Annotated in this window: 15 protein-coding genes; 6 read left to right on the top strand and 9 right to left on the bottom strand. The window is 72.3% G+C overall.

Annotated elements, in window-relative coordinates:
* The first annotated feature begins 117 nt into the window (after positions 1 to 117).
* Positions 118 to 1,056, top strand: coding sequence for a DMT family transporter (locus tag ACFC0D_RS08515; RefSeq protein ID WP_376432687.1), 939 nt, complete (start codon positions 118 to 120; stop codon positions 1,054 to 1,056).
* A 52-nt stretch (positions 1,057 to 1,108) separates the two neighbouring features.
* On the opposite strand, the gene ACFC0D_RS08520 is transcribed toward ACFC0D_RS08515, so the two are convergent.
* Complete coding sequence (locus ACFC0D_RS08520) at positions 1,109 to 1,747, bottom strand: FMN-binding negative transcriptional regulator (protein WP_376432494.1); 639 nt, start codon at positions 1,745 to 1,747, stop codon at positions 1,109 to 1,111.
* 10 nt (positions 1,748 to 1,757) lie between these two features.
* On the bottom strand, positions 1,758 to 2,441 hold the full coding sequence (locus ACFC0D_RS08525; protein ID WP_376432496.1) for a pyridoxamine 5'-phosphate oxidase family protein: 684 nt from the start codon (positions 2,439 to 2,441) through the stop codon (positions 1,758 to 1,760).
* Positions 2,442 to 2,476: 35 nt separating this feature from the next.
* Here ACFC0D_RS08525 and ACFC0D_RS08530 point away from each other — a divergent pair, with 35 nt between their 5' ends.
* On the top strand, positions 2,477 to 3,808 hold the full coding sequence (locus ACFC0D_RS08530; RefSeq protein WP_376432498.1) for an aminotransferase class I/II-fold pyridoxal phosphate-dependent enzyme: 1,332 nt from the start codon (positions 2,477 to 2,479) through the stop codon (positions 3,806 to 3,808).
* Between the two features lie 52 nt (positions 3,809 to 3,860).
* Here the strand turns inward: ACFC0D_RS08530 and ACFC0D_RS08535 are convergent, their stop codons facing one another.
* Positions 3,861 to 4,856, bottom strand: a complete 996-nt coding sequence (locus ACFC0D_RS08535; protein WP_376432500.1) for a DMT family transporter — start codon at positions 4,854 to 4,856, stop codon at positions 3,861 to 3,863.
* 50 nt (positions 4,857 to 4,906) lie between these two features.
* Between ACFC0D_RS08535 and ACFC0D_RS08540 the strand changes: the two genes are divergently transcribed.
* Positions 4,907 to 5,812, top strand: a complete 906-nt coding sequence (locus ACFC0D_RS08540; RefSeq protein WP_376432502.1) for a LysR family transcriptional regulator — start codon at positions 4,907 to 4,909, stop codon at positions 5,810 to 5,812.
* An 84-nt stretch (positions 5,813 to 5,896) separates the two neighbouring features.
* Here ACFC0D_RS08540 and ACFC0D_RS08545 read toward each other — a convergent pair whose 3' ends face one another.
* Positions 5,897 to 6,364 carry a pyridoxamine 5'-phosphate oxidase family protein gene (locus tag ACFC0D_RS08545; RefSeq protein WP_376432505.1) on the bottom strand — a complete coding sequence of 156 codons (468 nt, stop codon included), beginning with the start codon at positions 6,362 to 6,364 and terminating at the stop codon, positions 5,897 to 5,899.
* A 111-nt stretch (positions 6,365 to 6,475) separates the two neighbouring features.
* Here ACFC0D_RS08545 and ACFC0D_RS08550 point away from each other — a divergent pair, with 111 nt between their 5' ends.
* A complete protein-coding gene (locus ACFC0D_RS08550) occupies positions 6,476 to 7,135 on the top strand; it encodes a cysteine hydrolase (protein WP_376432508.1) in 660 nt (219 codons plus the stop codon).
* Here the strand turns inward: ACFC0D_RS08550 and ACFC0D_RS08555 are convergent.
* A complete protein-coding gene (locus ACFC0D_RS08555; protein ID WP_376432510.1) occupies positions 7,122 to 7,538 on the bottom strand; it encodes a Rieske (2Fe-2S) protein in 417 nt (138 codons plus the stop codon). The genes ACFC0D_RS08550 and ACFC0D_RS08555 overlap by 14 nt on opposite strands.
* Positions 7,539 to 7,580: 42 nt before the next feature.
* A complete protein-coding gene (locus tag ACFC0D_RS08560) occupies positions 7,581 to 9,959 on the bottom strand; it encodes an alpha-N-acetylglucosaminidase (protein WP_376432513.1) in 2,379 nt (792 codons plus the stop codon).
* 191 nt (positions 9,960 to 10,150) lie between these two features.
* On the opposite strand from ACFC0D_RS08560, the gene ACFC0D_RS08565 reads away from it, so the two are divergent.
* Both ACFC0D_RS08565 and ACFC0D_RS08570 read left to right on the top strand, forming a co-directional pair.
* A complete protein-coding gene (locus ACFC0D_RS08565; protein ID WP_376432689.1) occupies positions 10,151 to 10,696 on the top strand; it encodes a Chromate resistance protein ChrB in 546 nt (181 codons plus the stop codon).
* The gene (locus ACFC0D_RS08570) at positions 10,693 to 11,889 is read left to right on the top strand and encodes an MFS transporter (protein WP_376432515.1); all 1,197 of its coding nucleotides are present in this window, start codon (positions 10,693 to 10,695) and stop codon (positions 11,887 to 11,889) included. The genes ACFC0D_RS08565 and ACFC0D_RS08570 overlap by 4 nt, the downstream gene beginning before the upstream one ends.
* Before the next feature lie 36 nt (positions 11,890 to 11,925).
* Here the strand turns inward: ACFC0D_RS08570 and ACFC0D_RS08575 are convergent, their stop codons facing one another.
* From ACFC0D_RS08575 to ACFC0D_RS08585, 3 genes are all read right to left on the bottom strand, one after another.
* Entirely contained in the window at positions 11,926 to 12,090 is a 165-nt protein-coding gene (locus tag ACFC0D_RS08575) for a DUF6193 family natural product biosynthesis protein (protein ID WP_376432517.1), read from the bottom strand.
* A gap of 74 nt (positions 12,091 to 12,164) precedes the next feature.
* Complete coding sequence (locus tag ACFC0D_RS08580; protein ID WP_376432519.1) at positions 12,165 to 12,530, bottom strand: DUF6193 family natural product biosynthesis protein; 366 nt, start codon at positions 12,528 to 12,530, stop codon at positions 12,165 to 12,167.
* 7 nt (positions 12,531 to 12,537) lie between these two features.
* Positions 12,538 to 17,436 (bottom strand): RHS repeat-associated core domain-containing protein, encoded by a 4,899-nt coding sequence (locus ACFC0D_RS08585; protein WP_376432521.1) that lies wholly within the window; start codon positions 17,434 to 17,436, stop codon positions 12,538 to 12,540.
* Between the last annotated feature and the right edge of the window lie 160 nt (positions 17,437 to 17,596).

Genomic DNA, 17,596 nt, shown 5'->3' on the forward strand with positions numbered 1-17,596 from the left:
GCTCGGGCAGTTCCCGAGCGGTTCGTCGCTGCCCGCGTGCGGATTCGAGCGACCACACCACCCCGTCTTCACACGGAGAAGCACGTGTCGAACTCCTCCTCCACGTCCACGGCAGCCATGCCTGCCATCGGGCGGAGCCTCCTCTATCTGATCGTCGCCGGCGTAGCCTGGGGCACCGCAGGGGCCGCGGCCTCGCTGATGTTCCGGGTCAGCGACATGGGCCCGCTGGCGCTGTCCTTCTGGCGCTGCGTCGGCGGCCTGGTCCTGCTGCTCGGGGCGCTCGCCCTGCGGCCCGGACGACCCGCCGCCGAGGCGGCGGAACCGCGCAGGCGACGGTTGATCCGCATCCTCGGTACGGGGATCGGGCTGACCGTCTTCCAGAGCGCCTACTTCGCCGCCGTCGAGACGACCGGGCTGGCCGTCGGAACGGTCGTCACGCTGGGCGCGGGGCCCGTGCTCATCGCGCTCGGCGCCAGGCTCACCATGGGCGAACGCCTCGGTGGCGGTGGCGCGGCCGCCGTCGGCGGGGCGCTCGCCGGACTGGCCGTCCTCGTTCTGGGCGGCGAGAGCGGCGAGGTCAGGCCGCTCGGCGTGGGCCTCGCGGTGCTCTCGGCCGCCGGATACGCGGCCATCACCCTGCTCACGCGGTGGCTCGGCCGTGACGGCGGCGGCTCCGACGCGCTGTCGACGACCACCTGGGCCTTCGCCGTCGGAGCGGTGGGACTGCTGCCGATGGCGGCCGTCGAGGGCCTGTTCCCGCACACCGAGCAGCCCGTGCAGGTGCTCGGACTGCTGGTGTACGTGGCTGCGGTGCCGACCGCGCTCGCCTACGCGCTCTACTTCGCCGGGGCGGCGGTGGTCCGTGCGGCGACCGTGTCCGTGATCATGCTGCTCGAGCCGGTGAGCGCTGCGGCGATCGCGGTGACGGTACTGGGGGAGGAGCTGACCGCCGCCACCGTGGTGGGCACGTTGTTGCTGCTCACGGCGGTGACCGGGCTCGCCTTCGCGGAGGCGCGGGACGCCGCGGTGCGGCGGGCGGAGGCTGCGACGGCGTAGCCGGTGGGGGTGGGCGGAGCCCGTCAGGGGGCGCCCGGGCCCGCCCCACCCCCTACGCGCGGCGGCGCACCTGGTGAGCCACCGCCTCGGCGTCTCCTCGCCCCGCCCTCGCCGTCAGGCCCTCGACGATGCGGTCCTGGACCGGCTCCGGCTTGTGGTTCGCGTACTTGAACTTCGCCCGGACCTCCGTCACGTCGAGGCGCAGCACCCGCAGCCCCGACAGGAGCCGTCCGAAGGGCGCCTCGGCCGCCGTGACCGGGGCGGTACCGCCCTCGGGCTGGAAGTGGGCGACCTGGCGGTTCAGCAACTCCGCCTTCTCCGCCGGATCGTCGACCACGTGCGCCGTGCAGCGCAGCTGGACCGCGGCGTAGAAGGACGTGGGGGTGCCGTGCTCGGCAGGTGCGCCGTCCGGGGCCGCCCACGGGCCGGGCACGAAGGCGTAGTCGTCGACCACGCTGAGCAGGACCGTCGGGTTCTGCTCCAAGGCCCGCCAGAGGGGGTTGGGGCGGGCGAGGTGGGCCAGGACCTGCCCGTGGGGGCCGGGCTCGGAGTCGTACCGGAAGTGCATCGGCTGCACCCACGGCGGTTCGCCGGGCAGTCCGTTCACCGCGAGCTGGCCGAAGTCGTGGTGAGCCAGCCAGTCCCGCCACTCCCGGTCCTCGTGGGGGGCGTCCCAGGGATGGATCAGCATGGCGCGGCCCTCAGAGGACGGAGAGGTAGTCGGGCAGGGCGATGGCCGGGTCGTGGTCGTCGGCCGGGATCGGCGTGCCGTAGGTCTTCCGTACGGGGATCACACCGCTCCAGTGCGGGAGGGTCGCGTCCTCCGGCTCGTCGTTGGGACCGCCGGTGCGGACCTTGGCGGAGACCTCGTCGAGGTCGAGGCGCAGGACGGCGGTGGCCGCGAGCTCCTTGGCGTTGGCGGGGCGGGAGTCGTAGGAGCGGCCCGGCACGACGTGGTCGACCAGGGCGTCGAGGGCGGTGCGCAGCTCCTCGGGATCGGTGACCTGGCGGGCGGTTCCGTGGACCACGACCGAGCGGTAGTTGATCGAGTGGTGGAAGGCGGACCGGGCCAGGACGAGACCGTCGACATGGGTCACCGTCAGGCAGACGGGCAGGCCGGGGGCCTCTTCGTCACCGGGGGCCTCGGCGCCGCCGGCGCCCGCCATGCGGAGCGGGCGTGAACCGGTGGAGCCGTGGACGTAGAGGCGGTCGCCGATCCGGCCGTAGAGCGTCGGCAGCACGACGGGGGCGCCGTCGCGGACGAAGCCGAGATGGCAGACGTAGGACTCGTCGAGTATCGAGTGCACCGCCGCACGGTCGTACGAGGCGCGGTCGCGGGAACGGGTGGGGATGGTCCGCTCGGTCGGCTCGTAGGAATCCGTCATTGCGCTCTCCATTGCACTAGTGCATAATGTCTTTTGTGCTAGGAGAGTATCGGATCGAAGGTCGTCGCGCATCGGAGATCGCCGCCAGTGTCGAACGCGGAGTGGCGGACGGGGTGCTGGAGCCTGGTCAACTAATCCCGTCCATGCGGGAGTTGGCGGTCACGCTCGGCGTGAACCCGAACACGGTCGCGGCCGCGTACCGGACCCTGCGGGAGCGGGGGGTCATCGAGACGGACGGGCGGCGCGGCAGTCGGGTGAGGCCCAGGCCCGCGACGACGGCCCGTGGGTCGATCCGCGTGGAGGCCCCCGCAGGCGTACGGGACGTGGGCAAGGGCAATCCGGACCCGGCCCTGCTGCCGTCGCTGGGTGAGGCGCTCGCCGAGGCGGCGCGGCGTGAGGCCGAGCGGCCCGGGATGTACGCGGAGGGCCCTGTCGACGAGGGGTTCGCCCTGCTCGCGCGGGCCGCGCTGGACGCAGACGGGGTCCCCGACGGGCCGGTCGCGGTCGCCTCCGGGTCGCTCGACGCCATCGAACGGGTGCTGGCCGTCCACCTCAGGGCGGGGGACGCGGTCGCTGTCGAGGACCCGGGGTGGGGGAGCCTGCTCGACCTCGTGCCGGCGCTGGGTCTTCGGGCGGTGCCGGTCGCGGTCGACGACGAGGGGCCGCTGCCCGCGGCGGTGGAGGGTGCGCTGCGGGAGGGCGTACGGGCGGTGATCGTCACCGACCGCGCGCAGAACCCGACCGGTGCGGCCATCGGTGCGGCCCGTGCCGCCGCCCTGCGTCGGATCCTCGCCGACCATCCGGACGTGCTGCTCGTCGAGGACGACCACGGTCACGGGATCGTCGACCTGCCGCTGCATCCGCTGGCGGGGGTGACTCGCCACTGGGTCTTCGTGCGCTCGGTGGCCAAGGCGTACGGGCCGGACCTGCGGATCGCCGCGTTCACCGGCGACGCGGAGACCGTCGACCGGGTCCTCGGGCGTCAGCAACTCGGCCCCGGCTGGGTCAGCAGGCTGCTCCAGCGCACCGTCGCGCACCTGTGGGCGACGGGGGCGGTGGACCCGGCGGCGGTCGCGGGCTCCTATGCGGAGCGGCGCGACGGGCTTGTGCGCGCGTTGCGGCGGCGGGGCGTCGAGGCGCACGGGCGGAGCGGGATGAACGTGTGGGTACCGGTCTCGGACGAGACGGGCGCCGTGACCCGACTGCTCGGCGCGGGCTGGGCGGTGGCCCCCGGGGCCCGTTTCCGGCTGGCCACGGGCCCGGCCGTCCGGCTGACCGTCTCCGGGCTGACCCCCGCCGACGTCGAGGTCCTGGCCGACGCGGTCGCGGGGGCGGCGGGGCCGGCGCCGGCGCGGAGTTACGGCTGACGGGGGCGGGGGCGGGGGTCGAGCTCTGTTGGTTCGGGCCGCGTGCGGCGCCCTACGAGTGCCGGGTCGCTGTCGCTGTCGGCGCGGGCGCGGGCGCGGGTGCGGTGGGCTTGGGTGGGGTGGCGGAGGCGTGGACGGTGCTGGGGGCGAGGGTGCGGGGGCGCGTCTGGGTCAGGGCCGCGCCGGCCAGGACAATGACGGCGCCCACCGGGGTGTTCCAGCTGAGCTGCTCGTTCAGCAGGGCCACGCCCGCCGCCGTGGCGATGACCGGGATGAAGTACGTGACCATGGCCGCCGTCGTCGGGCCGACCTCCGCGACCACGCCGTACTGCAGCAGCATCGCGTACCCCGTGCCCAGCGCTCCCAGGGCGATCACCGCGAGCAGTGGAACGATCTCGATCGACGACGGGAGCGAGGTGAACAGGGGCGTCACCACCGCCAGTTGGAGCGTTGCCAGGCCCACCTGGGACCCGGCGAGGGAGAGGTTCGACGCGCCCGTGCCGGTCAGTGTGCGGCGGACGTAGATCCAGCCCACCGCGTAGCTGAACGAGGCGAGCAGCGCGAGCATCGTGCCCGTGACGTCCAGTCCGGAGAAGCCCTGCCAGGCGCCGAGCACCGTCAGTACACCGATGAAGCCGATGCCCAGACCCGCCGCACGCACCCGCGTCGGGCGGTCCTCGGAGAGCGCCACGAGCGACAGGAGCATGCCCCACAGCGGCGTCGTGGCGTTGCAGATGCCCGCCAGCGTCGAGGGGATCGTCAGCTCCGCGTACGAGAACAGCGAGAACGGCAGGGCGTTCAGCAGGAACGCGGCGACCGTCAGGTGCAGCCACGTCCGGCGACCGCGCGGCAGCCGCTCGCGCTTCAGCAGCATGGCGACGGCCAGCACCGCCGTACCGAACAGGAGACGGCCGAAGGTCACCTGGAACGGTGCGAAGCCCTCCGTACCGACCTTGATGAAGAGGAAGCTGAAGCCCCAGATCAGGGCCAGCACACCGAAGCGAATCCGCCAGTCGACCATCATGGGATCCAGAGTGAGGGCTGCCATCTCGTAGAACAAGCGAGATTATTTGAATCCGTTCGCTTAGCATTGCTTACATGTTGAACCTGGAGCGCTTGCGGACCCTGGACGCCGTCGCACGGCACGGCTCCGTCAGTGGAGCCGCCGACGGACTGCACGTCACCACCTCGGCCGTCTCGCAGCAGCTGTCCAAGCTGGAGCGGGAGATCGGCCAGCAGCTGCTCGCCAAGAACGGCCGGGGCGTGCGGCTCACCGACGCCGGGCTGCTCCTCGCCGAGCACGCGGCGCGCATCCTCTCCCAGGTCGAGGTCGCGCAGGCCGACATCGAGGCGCAGCGCGGACAGGTCGTGGGCGAGGTCCGGATCGCGGCCTTCCCCACGGCCGCGCGGGGACTGCTGCCCGCCGCCCTCGTCGCGCTGCGCGCCGCCCATCCCGAGCTGCGGGTGAGGACCGCCGAGCTGGAGCCGGAGCAGAGTATCCGCGAGGTGTTGCGGGGCGATGCCGACCTCGCGATCGTCCTCGACTGGAGCAACAAGAGGGCACCCGTGCCCGGCGGGCTGGAGCGGGCCCCCCTTCTCGACGACGCGGCGGATGTCGCGATGCCGGCCGACCACCCGCTCGCCGCGCGCGACGAGGTGGACCTCGTGGACTTCGGTGACGAGGAGTGGGTCTCCTGGCCGGAGGGCGAGTTCTGCCACGACTGGCTGCTGTTCACGCTGCGCTCCCAGGGGATGGAGCCGCGCATCGCCCACTTCGCGGCGGAGCACCACACCCAGCTCGCGCTGGTCGCCGCGGGATTCGGGGTGTGTGTCACGCCGCGGCTCGGGCGGGGCCCGACCCCGGAGGGGATCGCGTTCGTCCCCGTACGGCAGAAGATGCGCCGGCACATCTACGCGACCTGGCGCAGCGACGCCGACCGGCGGCCCTCGATCCGGGCGGCGGTCGAGGCGCTCCGGAGCGCGGGGGAGCCGCTGAGCAGCTGACGCCACCGAGAGCGGCGGGGAGCCGGTCGGGCTTGCGCGGGCCCGCGCTCGCCGAGAGTGCCGGCCCCTCCACCCGCCCGGCCCTCAGAGTGTCGCCAGTTTCCGGAAGTCCCACGACGCGACCGCGTCCGGCGTCAGCTTCAGCCATGCGTGCCGACCGTCGTGCGGCATCGTGTCCAGGCCGAAGTTCTTCGCGGCGAAGAGCCGTTCGGGGACGTCGAGTTCGGCGCACGGTTCGCCGGTGCGCGGGGCTTCGCCGACGAAGACCACCGTGCCCGACAGCTCGGCGCCCCGCAGCTCCCCGTACTCCTCGCCGTCGTCCACCACCACCGCGATCCGGGGGTCGGCGCGCAGCTCCGCCCAGCGGCGGCTCCGGGTGATCGAGTAGAGCCAGAGCGAGGTCCCGTCCCAGACGAACCAGAGCGCGCCGACATGCGGGCGGCCGTCGGCCGAGACGGTCGCCACGCGGCAGGTGCGCTTCTCGGTCAGGAAGGTGTCCAGCTCGGCCGGAGTCATCATGATCCGGCGTCCTCGGCGCTGCGTGACGGTCATCGCCCGCCCCCTTCTAGAATTCTGATGAAGTGTCAGAAATCATGGAGGCTCTTCCCTCCTGGGGCAAGGGTGGCTAACCTCGCCCGCCCGGAGTGCGACGCAGGGGGGACCATGGCCGGCACACATCACTTGGCACAGCTCCAGGAGCAGCTCGACCCGGCCGGCACGGTGCTGCTCACCGTCGAGTGCCAGGAAGGCGTCGTGGGACGGAACAGCGCGCTGCCCGAACTCGCCACCGCCGCACGCGCGTCGGGCGTGCTCCAGAACGTCGCCCGGCTCGTCGCCGCCGCTCACGAGGCCGATGTGCAGGTGCTTCACGCGGTCGCCGAGCGCCGGTCCGACGGCCGCGGCGCCAACAGCAACGCCCGGCTGTTCCGGGCCGCCGCCCGACTCCCCGTACAGCAGCACAGCGGCAGCACGGCGGTACGGATCGCCGAGCCGATCGAGGTCGCGGACCAGGACCTGGTCGTACGACGGCTGCACGGCCTCTCGCCCCTCGCCGGGACCGACGTCGACCCGCTGCTGCGCAACCTCGGCTGCCGCACGCTCGTCGTCACCGGCGTCTCCGCCAACGTGGCCATCCCCAACGCCGTCTTCGACGCGGTCAACCTCGGCTACACCGTGGTCGTACCCGGAGACGCCATCGCGGGGGTGCCGGCCGACTACACCCCCGCGATGATCCGTCACACGCTCGCGCTCGTCTCCACCGTCGCCACCACCGAAGAGGTGCTGGGCTGCTGGAAGAGCCCCCGGCGGGTCACGCGAGCGTGATCGAGTCCCCTTCGACCTTGATCGGCGTCGGCGGCAGCGGGGACGTGGCCGGACCGCCCTTCACGCTGCCGTCCGAGGCGTCGAACAGGCTCTGGTGGCACGGGCAGGTGATGACCCCGTCGGCGACCTTGCTCACCGCACAGCCCTGATGGGTGCACTTGGACGAGAACGCCTTGAACTCACCGGCCGTCGGCTGGGTGATCACCACCCCCTGACCGTCCAGCACCTTGCCGCCGCCCACCGGGATGTCCGCGGTCTTCGCCAAGGGCGCGCCCGGCTCCTTCACGGCGCCCGCCGCGCCACCGCCGCCCGAGTCGCCGTCCGCACCGCAGGCGGTGAGTACGGCCACCAGGCCCGCGCCGCCCGCTGCCGAGACCACCGTCCGGCGTGCCACTCCACTCATGTGCTCCCCTTGCCTTTCGATCACATCGAGGCGATCACCCTGTCAGGAGTCAGTACGCGCGAGCGCCCCGAAACGTTCAGCGTCGGACGGCATTGCCAGCGCGGCCCGCACCTCGCCCGCCAGAGCGACGGGATCACCGGCCGGAACCGTCGGGTAGGACCGGTGTCCGCGCGCCCAGGCGTCGTCGCGCGCGAACCAGTCGATGGCGACGGGATCGGTGCCGTTCACCAGCGCGGTGTCGAGGCTCGCGAAGTACGCCGCCCAGCGCGGCGCGTAGACGTCCTGGACCAGCCCCGCCCACTCCCGGTTGGCATAGTCGTGCAGACCGCCCGTCTCACTCGGCACGCGGTCGCCCCACGTGGTGAGGATCGAGCGGGCGTCGTACTCCAGCCGATCGCGCTCGGCGGGGTCGGCGCCCCAGGAGCGGGCGTCGGCGAGCCATGGACCGAGCAGGAACCGGCGATCGGAGCCGACCAGCCGCCCGAGCAGCTCCTCGTCGGCGTTCCACTCGCGCACCAGCGCCCGGAAGCCCTCCAGATCCTTCGCGTCGTACGCCGCCTTGATACGCGGCAGCAGGACGCGGCCGCGGTTGGTGAGCGCCTGCCGCGCCACGTCGACGAGGTCGAAGCGGTACGCGTCCGTGGTCCGCAGTTCGGGAGCCACCTGGAGCAGCTCGGCGAGCGCCCGCTCCACCGTGGCGGCGGAGTAGCGCATGGCGGTCGGGCTCCATCGGGCCGCCCTGGTCGTCGTCAGACTGGGACGCGCGGCGAACAGACTGTCCTGCGGCTCGCTCCACGTACCGGTACGTGCGCTGTAAGGGCCGAGGCGCAGCTGCTCCCACGCGGCGGACGCGTGCGGGTCGGCACCGCCGTAGCGCCGGGCCGCGTACGAGGCGAACCAGGCCTGCTGGTCGATCGGGTCCGGCTGCCAGGCCAGTTCGGTGAACAGGTCGAAGGCTGCGGGGTTCCCGCCGGTGCCCTCCGGGAGGTAGGCGATGCCGCGCAGCGCGCTGTCCGGCTCGGCCAGCCATGCGTGGAAACGGCTCACCCACGCGCCGGTGTTGGCGCCGAGGCTGGTGTGGCCGCCGAAGTTGGGGATCGAACCGAAGGCGTACGGAGTGCCGCCCCACTGCTTCTCGCGGTCGAGGCCGTCGTAGCGGTCGGAGAGTCCGTCGACGATCAGCACCCGGCTGCGGTCCACACCGCTCAGGAGGGTCGTGGTCGGGTTCGCCTGCCAGCCGAGCATGACCCAGGTGGCGCCGGGATGGGCGGCTTCCAGGGCTCGTTGGACGGCGCCGGCCGCGCTCGGGACGTCGACCGGTCCCGGGGTGCCGCCCTCGTGCAGCAGATCCATCTTGAACATGTCGCTGTCACCGAACTGCCGCTCCTGGAAGCGGTAGTAGGCGGCGGCCAGCCGGTCGAAGACCGGCCCGGTGGGGTCCAGCCAGTCGGGGCGGTCGAATCCCACCCACCTGCCCTGCGGGACGGTGACCGCGCCCGGGTTCCGGGCGGCGAAGTCCGGTGGCACGGTGCCGAAGAAGCCCGGCAGCACCGGGGTCATCCCCAGCGAGCGCAGATGGCCCGCGATCCGGCGTCCCAGCGCCGCGCGGGCCTCGATGAGCTGCGCGGAGACCGGGCCCGCGAAGCCCGACACGTTCTGCAGCAGCCACCAGGCCTGATGGGCCGGGCCCGGGATCCACGCGCGCAGCTCGGCCGCGCTGTAACCGAACTGCTGGAGCGCCCGGTAGTAGGGGTACTCGGCGCCCGTCGGGACGAAGACCTCGTTCACGCCGTGCAGGGCCATCAGGTCGATCTGGTGCCGGTACGAGGCGAAGTCGCGGTAGGCACCGGAGTAGCCCTCGTCGGTGTCGTTCAGGGCATAGCGGTGGGGCACGCTCGCCGAGCGGGTGACGGTGCCGGGGACCGCGGGGAGCGTGGCGGGCAGTCGGCCCAGACTGTCGCCGGGCCACCCGATGTCGACCCCGGCGATCCGCTCCAGATACCAGCCCACTCCCCTGAGCAGCGTGGCCGGCGAAGTGCCCTGCACACGGATCGCTCCGGGCGTCCCGGAGACCGAGAAGAAGTCGCCGGAGGCGGGCCGCTCGACCGCCAGCAAGGTGAACTGAGCGGCCCGGGACGACAGCAGCCGCTCCAGGCTCGCCCGGGCGGGCGCCGGGTCGAAGGCGGGAGCGATGGCGGGGGCGTTCGCGCGGTCGGTGGCGGCTGGGGCGTTCGCGGGCTCGGCGGCGGGGGCGCGCGCGGGCGCGCTCGCGGATGCCGAGCGCGCAGAGGCCGAGAAGCGGGTGGACGCATGATCGGCAGCCATGGAGGGGGTGGGCGCCGGCACCAATAGCGTGCCGGTCGCCGTCAGCGCGAGTGCGGCCAGCGTCCGGCGGCATCGAAGGACCAGGTCAGTGCCCATCTGGCTCCCTGCTCGGAGTGATCGTCGAATGATGCGATCACTGTCCGCCGACCGGTGTCGCCGCGGGCGCAGGCGGAGCCGAGGACACCGCGGCGCTCATCCTTGCGGGTGCACGGGCGGGCCGACCGGCTCGCACAGCGCCGCTTGTAACGGCTGCTACATTCCTCGGTGTGACTGCGAACGATTCGCACATGGCGTGGCTGGTCCTGGTCCTCAAGGTGCCCGCCGAGCCGTCCCGGCACCGCGTGGCGGTCTGGCGCGAGCTGCGCAAGGCCGGTGCGCTCTCCTTGGGGCAGGGCGTCTGGGCCGTACCGGACGTGCCCGCCTTCGCCGACGGTGTGCGGCGCGCCGTCGATCTGACGAACACCGCCGGCGGCCGGGCCGTGACCCTGCGGGCGGCCGGGCGCTCGGACGAGGACTCGTCGGGGTTCGAGGCGATGTTCACGGCGGCCCGTAGCGCCGACTGGGCCGAATTCCTCGCCGACTGCGGCAAGTTCGAGGAGGAGATCGCCAAGGAGATCCGGATCGGCAAGTTCACCCTCGCCGAGCTGGAGGAGGAAGAGCAGAGCCTGGAGCGGCTGCGCCGCTGGCACCGGGATCTGACGGCCCGCGACGTCTTCGGCGCCCCCGAGGCCGGCCGGGCCGCCGAGCGCCTCAGGCAGTGCGTGGCGGTCTGCGAGGACTACGCCGAGCGCGTCTTCGCCGCCCTGCACGGCAGCCAGGCGGACCAGGCATGAGCGCCGCACCCCGCGCCACCGGCGAGGCTCCCGCGTCGAAGCGGTCCATGTGGCCCCTGTACGCGGCCGGATTCACCACCGCGTTCGGCGCCCACGGCATCGCGGCCAACCTCGGCGGCTTCTCCGACGACGCCGTCACCTCACTGCTCGTCCTCGGTGGCCTGCTCGCCCTGTACGACGGCGCCGAGGTCGTTCTCAAGCCCGTCTTCGGCTCGCTGGCCGACCGTATCGGAGCCAAGCCCGTACTGCTCGGCGGCCTGATCGCGTTCGCCGCCGCCTCCGCGCTGTACGCGATCGCCGACAGCCCAGGGTGGCTGTGGGCCGCGCGGCTCGGCCAGGGCGCCGCCGCCTCCGCGTTCTCCCCCTCGGCCTCCGCGCTCGTCGCCCGCCTCAATCCGGCCGCCAAGCGCGGTCGCGCCTTCGGCAGTTACGGCTTCCACAAGTCCATCGGCTACACGCTCGGGCCCCTCCTGGGCGGCCTCCTGGTCTGGGCGGGCGGGCTGCGCCTGCTGTTCACGGTCCTCGCCGTGCTCGGTCTCGCCGTCGCCGTGTGGGCCGCGGTGGCCGTACCCGCCGTACCGCCGCTGCCGAAGCAGCGGCAGACCCTCGCCGACCTGGCACGCCGCCTGGCCGACCGCTCGTTCCTCGCCCCCACCGCGGCCCTGGCCGCGGCCACCGCCGCCCTCTCGGTCGGCGTGGGGTTCCTGCCCGTCTCGGGAGCCGCCGCCGGATTCGGCACCGTGGCCACCGGAGCGGCCGTCTCCGTCCTGGCCGCGTCCGCGGCCGTCGTCCAGCCGTATGCGGGACGCGCCCTGGACGCCGGGCGCATCACCGTACGGGGCGGGCTCGCCACCGGTCTCGGCCTCACGGCCGGCGGCCTCCTCTGCGCGATGCTGCCCGGCGTGCCGGGCGTCCTCACCGCGGCGGTCCTCGTCGGGGCGGGCACGGGGCTGATCACCCCGCTCGGCTTCACGGCGCTCGCCACCAGGACGCCCGAGGAGCGGATGGGCCAGACCATGGGCTCGGCCGAACTCGGCCGCGAACTCGGCGACGCCGGAGGCCCGCTCCTCGTCGCCGCGGTCGCCACGGCCTCCACCCTCACCTACGGCTTCGCCGCCCTTGCCGCGCTCGTGCTCGTCGTCCCTCTTCTGTCCTTGAGGACAGGCGGCCGGACGGTCCCAGCGGCCGACTGACCGCCGGGCACGCGAGGGTGTCGCGACCGGCGTCCGTCACAGGTCGTCCGGGGTTCCGTCGATGGCCGGCCCGCAGTCGTCGGGCAGGTTGGCCACGATGAGCCCGACGGCTTCCTCCACCGTGTCCGGTTCGCCGAGCACCTTCTGGTCCGAGTGCCGGAACACATGGAATCCGCCGGGACGAGGGAACAGGGCAGCCACGTCGTGGGTCCAATGCCACTCGGCGGCCACGATCTCCGCCGCCTCGGTCGGCCCATGGGGGCTCCTGCTGTCGGTCAGAGGTCCTTGGCCGTTCCGATGACGGCGGGGCCGCTGTCATCGGGCAGGGAGCGGACGACCAGTTCGAAGGCAGCTTCGAGCGAGTCGGTCTCGCCGATGGTCCGCCCCTCGGGGCCCCTGACCCTGTACTGCCCTGGGGCGGAGGTGTACACCTGCCCCCCGACGCGGGCGGCGGGCAGGCCGGTGCAGCGGCTGAAGAACATGACACCGTGACTGGCCCTCGGGAAGAGCTCCCGCAGCCGAGGTTGCGCGTACGCGGCACGCGCCATGGCCGGGTCGACCAGGTCCTGGGTCTCCTCGGTGTAGAAGCGCCACTCCGCGGCCACGAGGCCGGCCGCTGCGGAGGATTCGTCGGATGTCACGGGATGGCTACCTCATGTGTTTCGGCAGGTTGGGCTTGATCTCGGGGATGTCCGGCTTGGGGACGTCGATCCTCTTGAACGAGTCATCCCCGTCACGGGTGTACCAATGGATCTCTTCCCAAGGGCGGCCGGGCCGGTCTTCCTCGGGATCGCCGAAGGCAGCCGCGCCGTCGTAGGCCTTCACGGCGGCTGCGACGCGGCTCATCTCCCAGGCCGTGCCCCCTACTCCGGCGGGAGGATAGTTGTCGGGGTGGCTCATGTCGAACTTGGCGCCGAATACGGCCGCCTTCTGAAAGGCCTCGACAATGGTTTCGGGCGTGTCCCAGTTCCCCTCGTCCCCGTTCCTGTTCGGCATGCCGTCGAGGGTGATCGACAAGGTGGTGCTGCGCTCGCTGACCGAGGAAGCCACGTTCGTCATCCACGTGGGCGGCTCCCCGTATTTGTAGTCCTCACCGTTGTACGTGTGGGCACCCGGATCCTGAGGACGGTCCTCGTCATGGTTCAGGTCGTTGGGGTCGTTGCGCAGGTAGCGCGCCAGCGAGTTGGACGCCGTCGCCGGCCTCTGGTTCGGGCCCAGCACCACGCTGTGGCGGTGTTCGCCGCGGCGACGGTGCGGGCACCCCGTCTCGTAGTTCTCGATCGCCAGCCCCAGCGGGTCGATCCACCGCGTCGGGTTCTCCACGTACGCCACCGCGTTCGGTGCCGGGACCAGGCCCAAGGGGTCCGGGGAGACGTAGCGGCCCGAGGCGGGGTCGTAGTGGCGGTGGCGGTTGTAGTGGAGCTGGGACTCGGGGTCGAAGTACTGGCCGGGGAAGCGCAGCGGGGTGTACGCGGTGGCGTCGCGGTTCCAGGTGGTGGTGCCCCACAGGGTGGCGCGGGTGCGCCAGGCGATGTCGCCTGACTCGTCGACGAGTTCGCGCGGGGTGCCGACCAGGTCCGTGACGATCGCGAAGAAGCGACGGTCGACCTCCGCGCTGTCCAGGAACCGGCGCTCGACCTGGGCGATCGGCTTGGGGCCGTCGTGGTCCCAGGTGAGCGCGACGCTCTCCGCCGTACCCGGGACGCGGGTCGTCTGCTCGCAGAGGGCGTCGCCTTCCCAGGTGAAGAGGGTCTCCTCGACGACCGTGACCCCGTCGTCCGCGAGCCGCCGTTTGGAGACCCGGCGGCCCAGCGCGTCGTACACGTACCGCCAGCGGGTGCCGTCCGGGGTGGTGACCGCGATCAGCCGGTCCTCGGCGTCCCAGTCGTAGCGCCAGGTGTCCGGCTTGCGGGAGAGCCGGGTCTTCTGGCGCAGCACCACGCGGCCCTGCGCGTCGTGCTCGTAACGGATCGCGCCGGCCCGGCCGATGCGTGTGCCCGCGTACTCGCGGGTGCCTTCCGCCGTCCCGGCGCCGGGCCAGGAGGCATGCGTCTGGTTGCCGGTCTCGTCGTAGGCGTACCGCTCGGTCCAGTTCTCGGCCGTGACGCCGGTGACCCGTCCCTCTCCGGTCAGTTCGAGCTGCCGGCGGCCGGCCAGGTGGTCGTCGACGGCGGTGAGGTGGCCGTCCGGGCGATAGGCGTACGTCCGCTCCTGGACGGTCCGCGCTCCGGCGCCCCGGATGTGCTGGCCGGTGAGTCGGCCCACGGCGTCGTAGACGTGGTCCATGGTGAGCGTGGTGCCGACGCGCCGGGTGAGCTCCCGGCCGGTCTCGTCGAACTCGAAGTCGACCTGGTACCCCGAGGTGTCCAGGCGGGCGTGGGAGTCCGCCGGGTACGACCAGGAGCTGACCGCTCCGGAGGGCGTGGTGCGGCGGACGCGACGGCCGACTTCGTCGTACGTGTGGGTGAGGCTCCGGCCGTCGACCGTCTCCTGGAGCACCCGGCCCGAGATGTCGCGGACGTACGTCAGCTCCGTGTCGGGGCCACTGGCACCGGCCAGGTGGCCGTGGGCGTCGTAGCAGAAGCGGGTGATCGCACCGTCGGCGTCCTTCAGGACCAGCCGTCCGTCGACGTCCCGCTCGTAACGGACCGTCTGCCCAGCCCCGTTGGTCCGTGACGCGAGCCGCCCGAGGGCGTCGTGGGTGTAGCTGAGCGAGCGTCCGTCGAAGTCGGTCTCCGCGGTCAGCAGGCCGGCCTGGTCGTAGGTGTAGGACCAGGTGAGTCCCTGCGGGTTCGTGACGCGCGTGATGCGCAGTTCGGTGTCGTGGGCGAACTCGTGGCGCGCCCCGTCCGGTGTCGTCCGGGCGGAGACCAGGTCGAAGTGGGTGTACTCGAAGCGGGTCTCGCCGCCCATGGCGTCGGTGTGCAGGACGCAGTTGCCCTCGCCGTCGTACGACCAGGCCTGGGTGGCCCCGTCGGGGTCGGTCCGCCGGGCGAGCAGGCCCTCGACGGTCCACTCCAGTTCGGTGCTGTGGCCCCGTGGGTCGGTGATCCGCACGGGTCGGCCGAAGGCGTCGCGGACGTAGCGGGTGACCCCGCCGTGTTGGCCACGAACCGCGAGCGGGAGGCCCGCCGGGTCGTTCTCCACCCGGTCCACGGCGCCCACCGAGTCGTCGACGCCGGTGAGGCGGCCACGCGCGTCGTAGGTGAGCCGGGTCGTCGTCCCGTTGGGCCGGGTGAACAGGACCGGGTTGCCGTCCTCGTCGTACTCCTGTCGGGACACCGAACCGTCCGGACCGGTGACGACCGTGATCTGGTTCAGCTCGTTGTACTCGACGCCGGCCGAGGTGCCGTCCGGGTGCGCGATGCCGGTGAGGTTGCCGCGCTCGTCGCGGGTGTACGTGGTGGTCCGCCCGGCCGGATCGGTGCGGGACAGCAGCCGGTCGTAGCGGTCCCACGTCTGACGGACCGTGTTGCCCAGCGGGTCCGTCACGGACACGACTTGGAGGTGGCCGTTGAGGACGTAGACCTTGGACGCGCCGGTGGAGTCCGTGAAGCGGGTCATCCGGTCGCCGGTGGCGGGATGGACGTCGTAGGAGAACGTCGACGACAGGTAGCCGTCCGGGCCGGCCGTGCGGACGACGCGGCCGTCGGTGTCGTACACGTACCGGAACGTGGAGCCGTTGCGGTCGGTCCACGAGGTGATGCGGCCGTCCGGGTCGTAGCCGAAGCGCAGCGGCAGGTCCGAGGAGTTGACGACCTCGGTGAGTCGGCCCAGCTCGTCGTAGCCGTAGCGCATCACCGTCCGGGGGCCCTCGGGAGCGCGCAGGGCGAGCTCGCGCAGCCTGCCGTCCTCCGACGCGATCGTCGCCAGGTAGCCGCCGGAGTGGGATACGGCGGTGGGCGTGCCGTCGCCGTGGCGGGAGATGGTGATCCGGTTGCGGGTACGGTCCTCGATCGCGGTGAGCCAGTACGCGGAGGACTCGCGGTACGGGCTGCCGGTGAAGGTACGGGTCACACCGGTGCGCGGGTCGGTGACGACGTACGTGATCTCCCCGTTCTCCTCGCCGCCGTGGTGGAGGGCCAACCGGGGCCCCTCCACGGCGAGGACCGGATCCACGGCCCCGGGCGCGGGGAGCGCCGGGAACCAGAGGATCGATCCGTCCTCGCGGGCCCAGAAGGCACCCCGGCCCGAAGGGTCGAGCTCCATCCGCTCGTCGAGCGTGGAGGCCCAACTGGGCCCGAACCAATGGCCGTAGCGGTAGGTCGAGAGGTGGGTGCGGCGCAGGACCAGGGGCAGGACGCCGGCGAGGGACAGGTCGACCTGCTCCAGGGTCATCTCGCCGGAGGCGATGTCGACGGGGTCGCCCTCGCAGGTGCGGTCACCCATCTCGACGCCCTTGCCGCGCGGGTCGGACTTGGTGTCCTTCAGGGAGTCCGGCTTGAGGTGTCCGTCGGTGCGCGGGCCCTTGCTGTTCGGCCCGTCGGGGTCCTTGCCGTCCTTGCCGTCGTGGTCGCCCTTGCGTTGGCGGGCGAGGCGGTCGCGGGTGTCGTCGTCGTTGTTCTTGTGGTCCTTGGATATCTGTTTGACGGCCCTGGGCAGGGTTTCGCCGACGTGGTCGCCCATGGTCTTGGCGGACTTCACCAGGGCGCCCATGGCCTTCTCGATGACCGGGTCCAGCGCGTCGGCGATGTCGTCGCGGCCCTTGTTACGGCCCTGAGCGGTCTTGGCCTTGGTGAGCTTGCCGGCGGTCTTGCCGTGGATGCCGACGCTCACGCCGTTCAGCTTCGTGCCGGCGTTGTCGTGCTCGTCGTGCTCGATGTGGAAGCCCTTGCCCTTGGCCCCGCCACCGCCACCGCCACCGCCCCCGGCGGAGGCGAGGTTCAGGCCCTCCTTGGCCCCCTGCACGCCCTCGTTGAAGCCGTCCTTGCCGGCCTGCTTGGTCTGGTCGACGTCCACGCCGTCCTGCAGACCCATCGCGGTCGCCCCGAGCTGGACCACCAGATCGGCGGCCATGCCCTCCAGGGCCGCCACGGCCGGCTCGGTCATCACCCCGACGATGTGACCGACCGCCTCCTCCATCGCCCCCGTGATCAGCTTCAGCAACTGCTTCTTCGTGAACGCGATCGCGCCGGCGCCCAGCAGCGCGGACAGACCGCCGGTCACCGGTATCAGGGCCATCGCCAGACCGGTCTGGCCGGCCAGGATCCCGAGCTCCGCGACCGCCTTCCACTTCATGGCCTCGATCGCACCCGCCGCCATGTCCAGCGCCCCGGCGATGGTCCGGGCAGCCGAGATCATGTCCTTGAGGTGTTTGCCCTTGACCTTGCCCCAGTGCTCGTTCAGCGCGTCGATCGCCTCACCGTGCCCCGACGACAGCAGACGCTCCATATGGTTGTTGGCGAGCTGACCGTCGTCCGCGAGATCGTCCGCGAACTCCCGCAACGCGTCCGCCATGTCCCGGTAGGCGTCCTCGTCGACGTTCGGCCAGTTCACCCCCACCAGATCCAGCAGCGTGTCAGCCCAATCCGGCACCGTGACAGCCATGACCCCAAGCCCCCCGTACGTAAGTGCATTCGCAGAATGCAAGTGCGAATACCTTGCCATGGGGTGACAGTCGATCAAAGCGACTTCGGTCTCGGCCAGTTCGGGGCCGTCGAGGGAGCGGCCGTTCCCGGGAGGGCCGACCCGAGTGCGGTGTCATCGG

It is taken from the genome of Streptomyces sp. NPDC056222, assembly GCF_042264065.1.
Classification (GTDB): domain Bacteria; phylum Actinomycetota; class Actinomycetes; order Streptomycetales; family Streptomycetaceae; genus Streptomyces.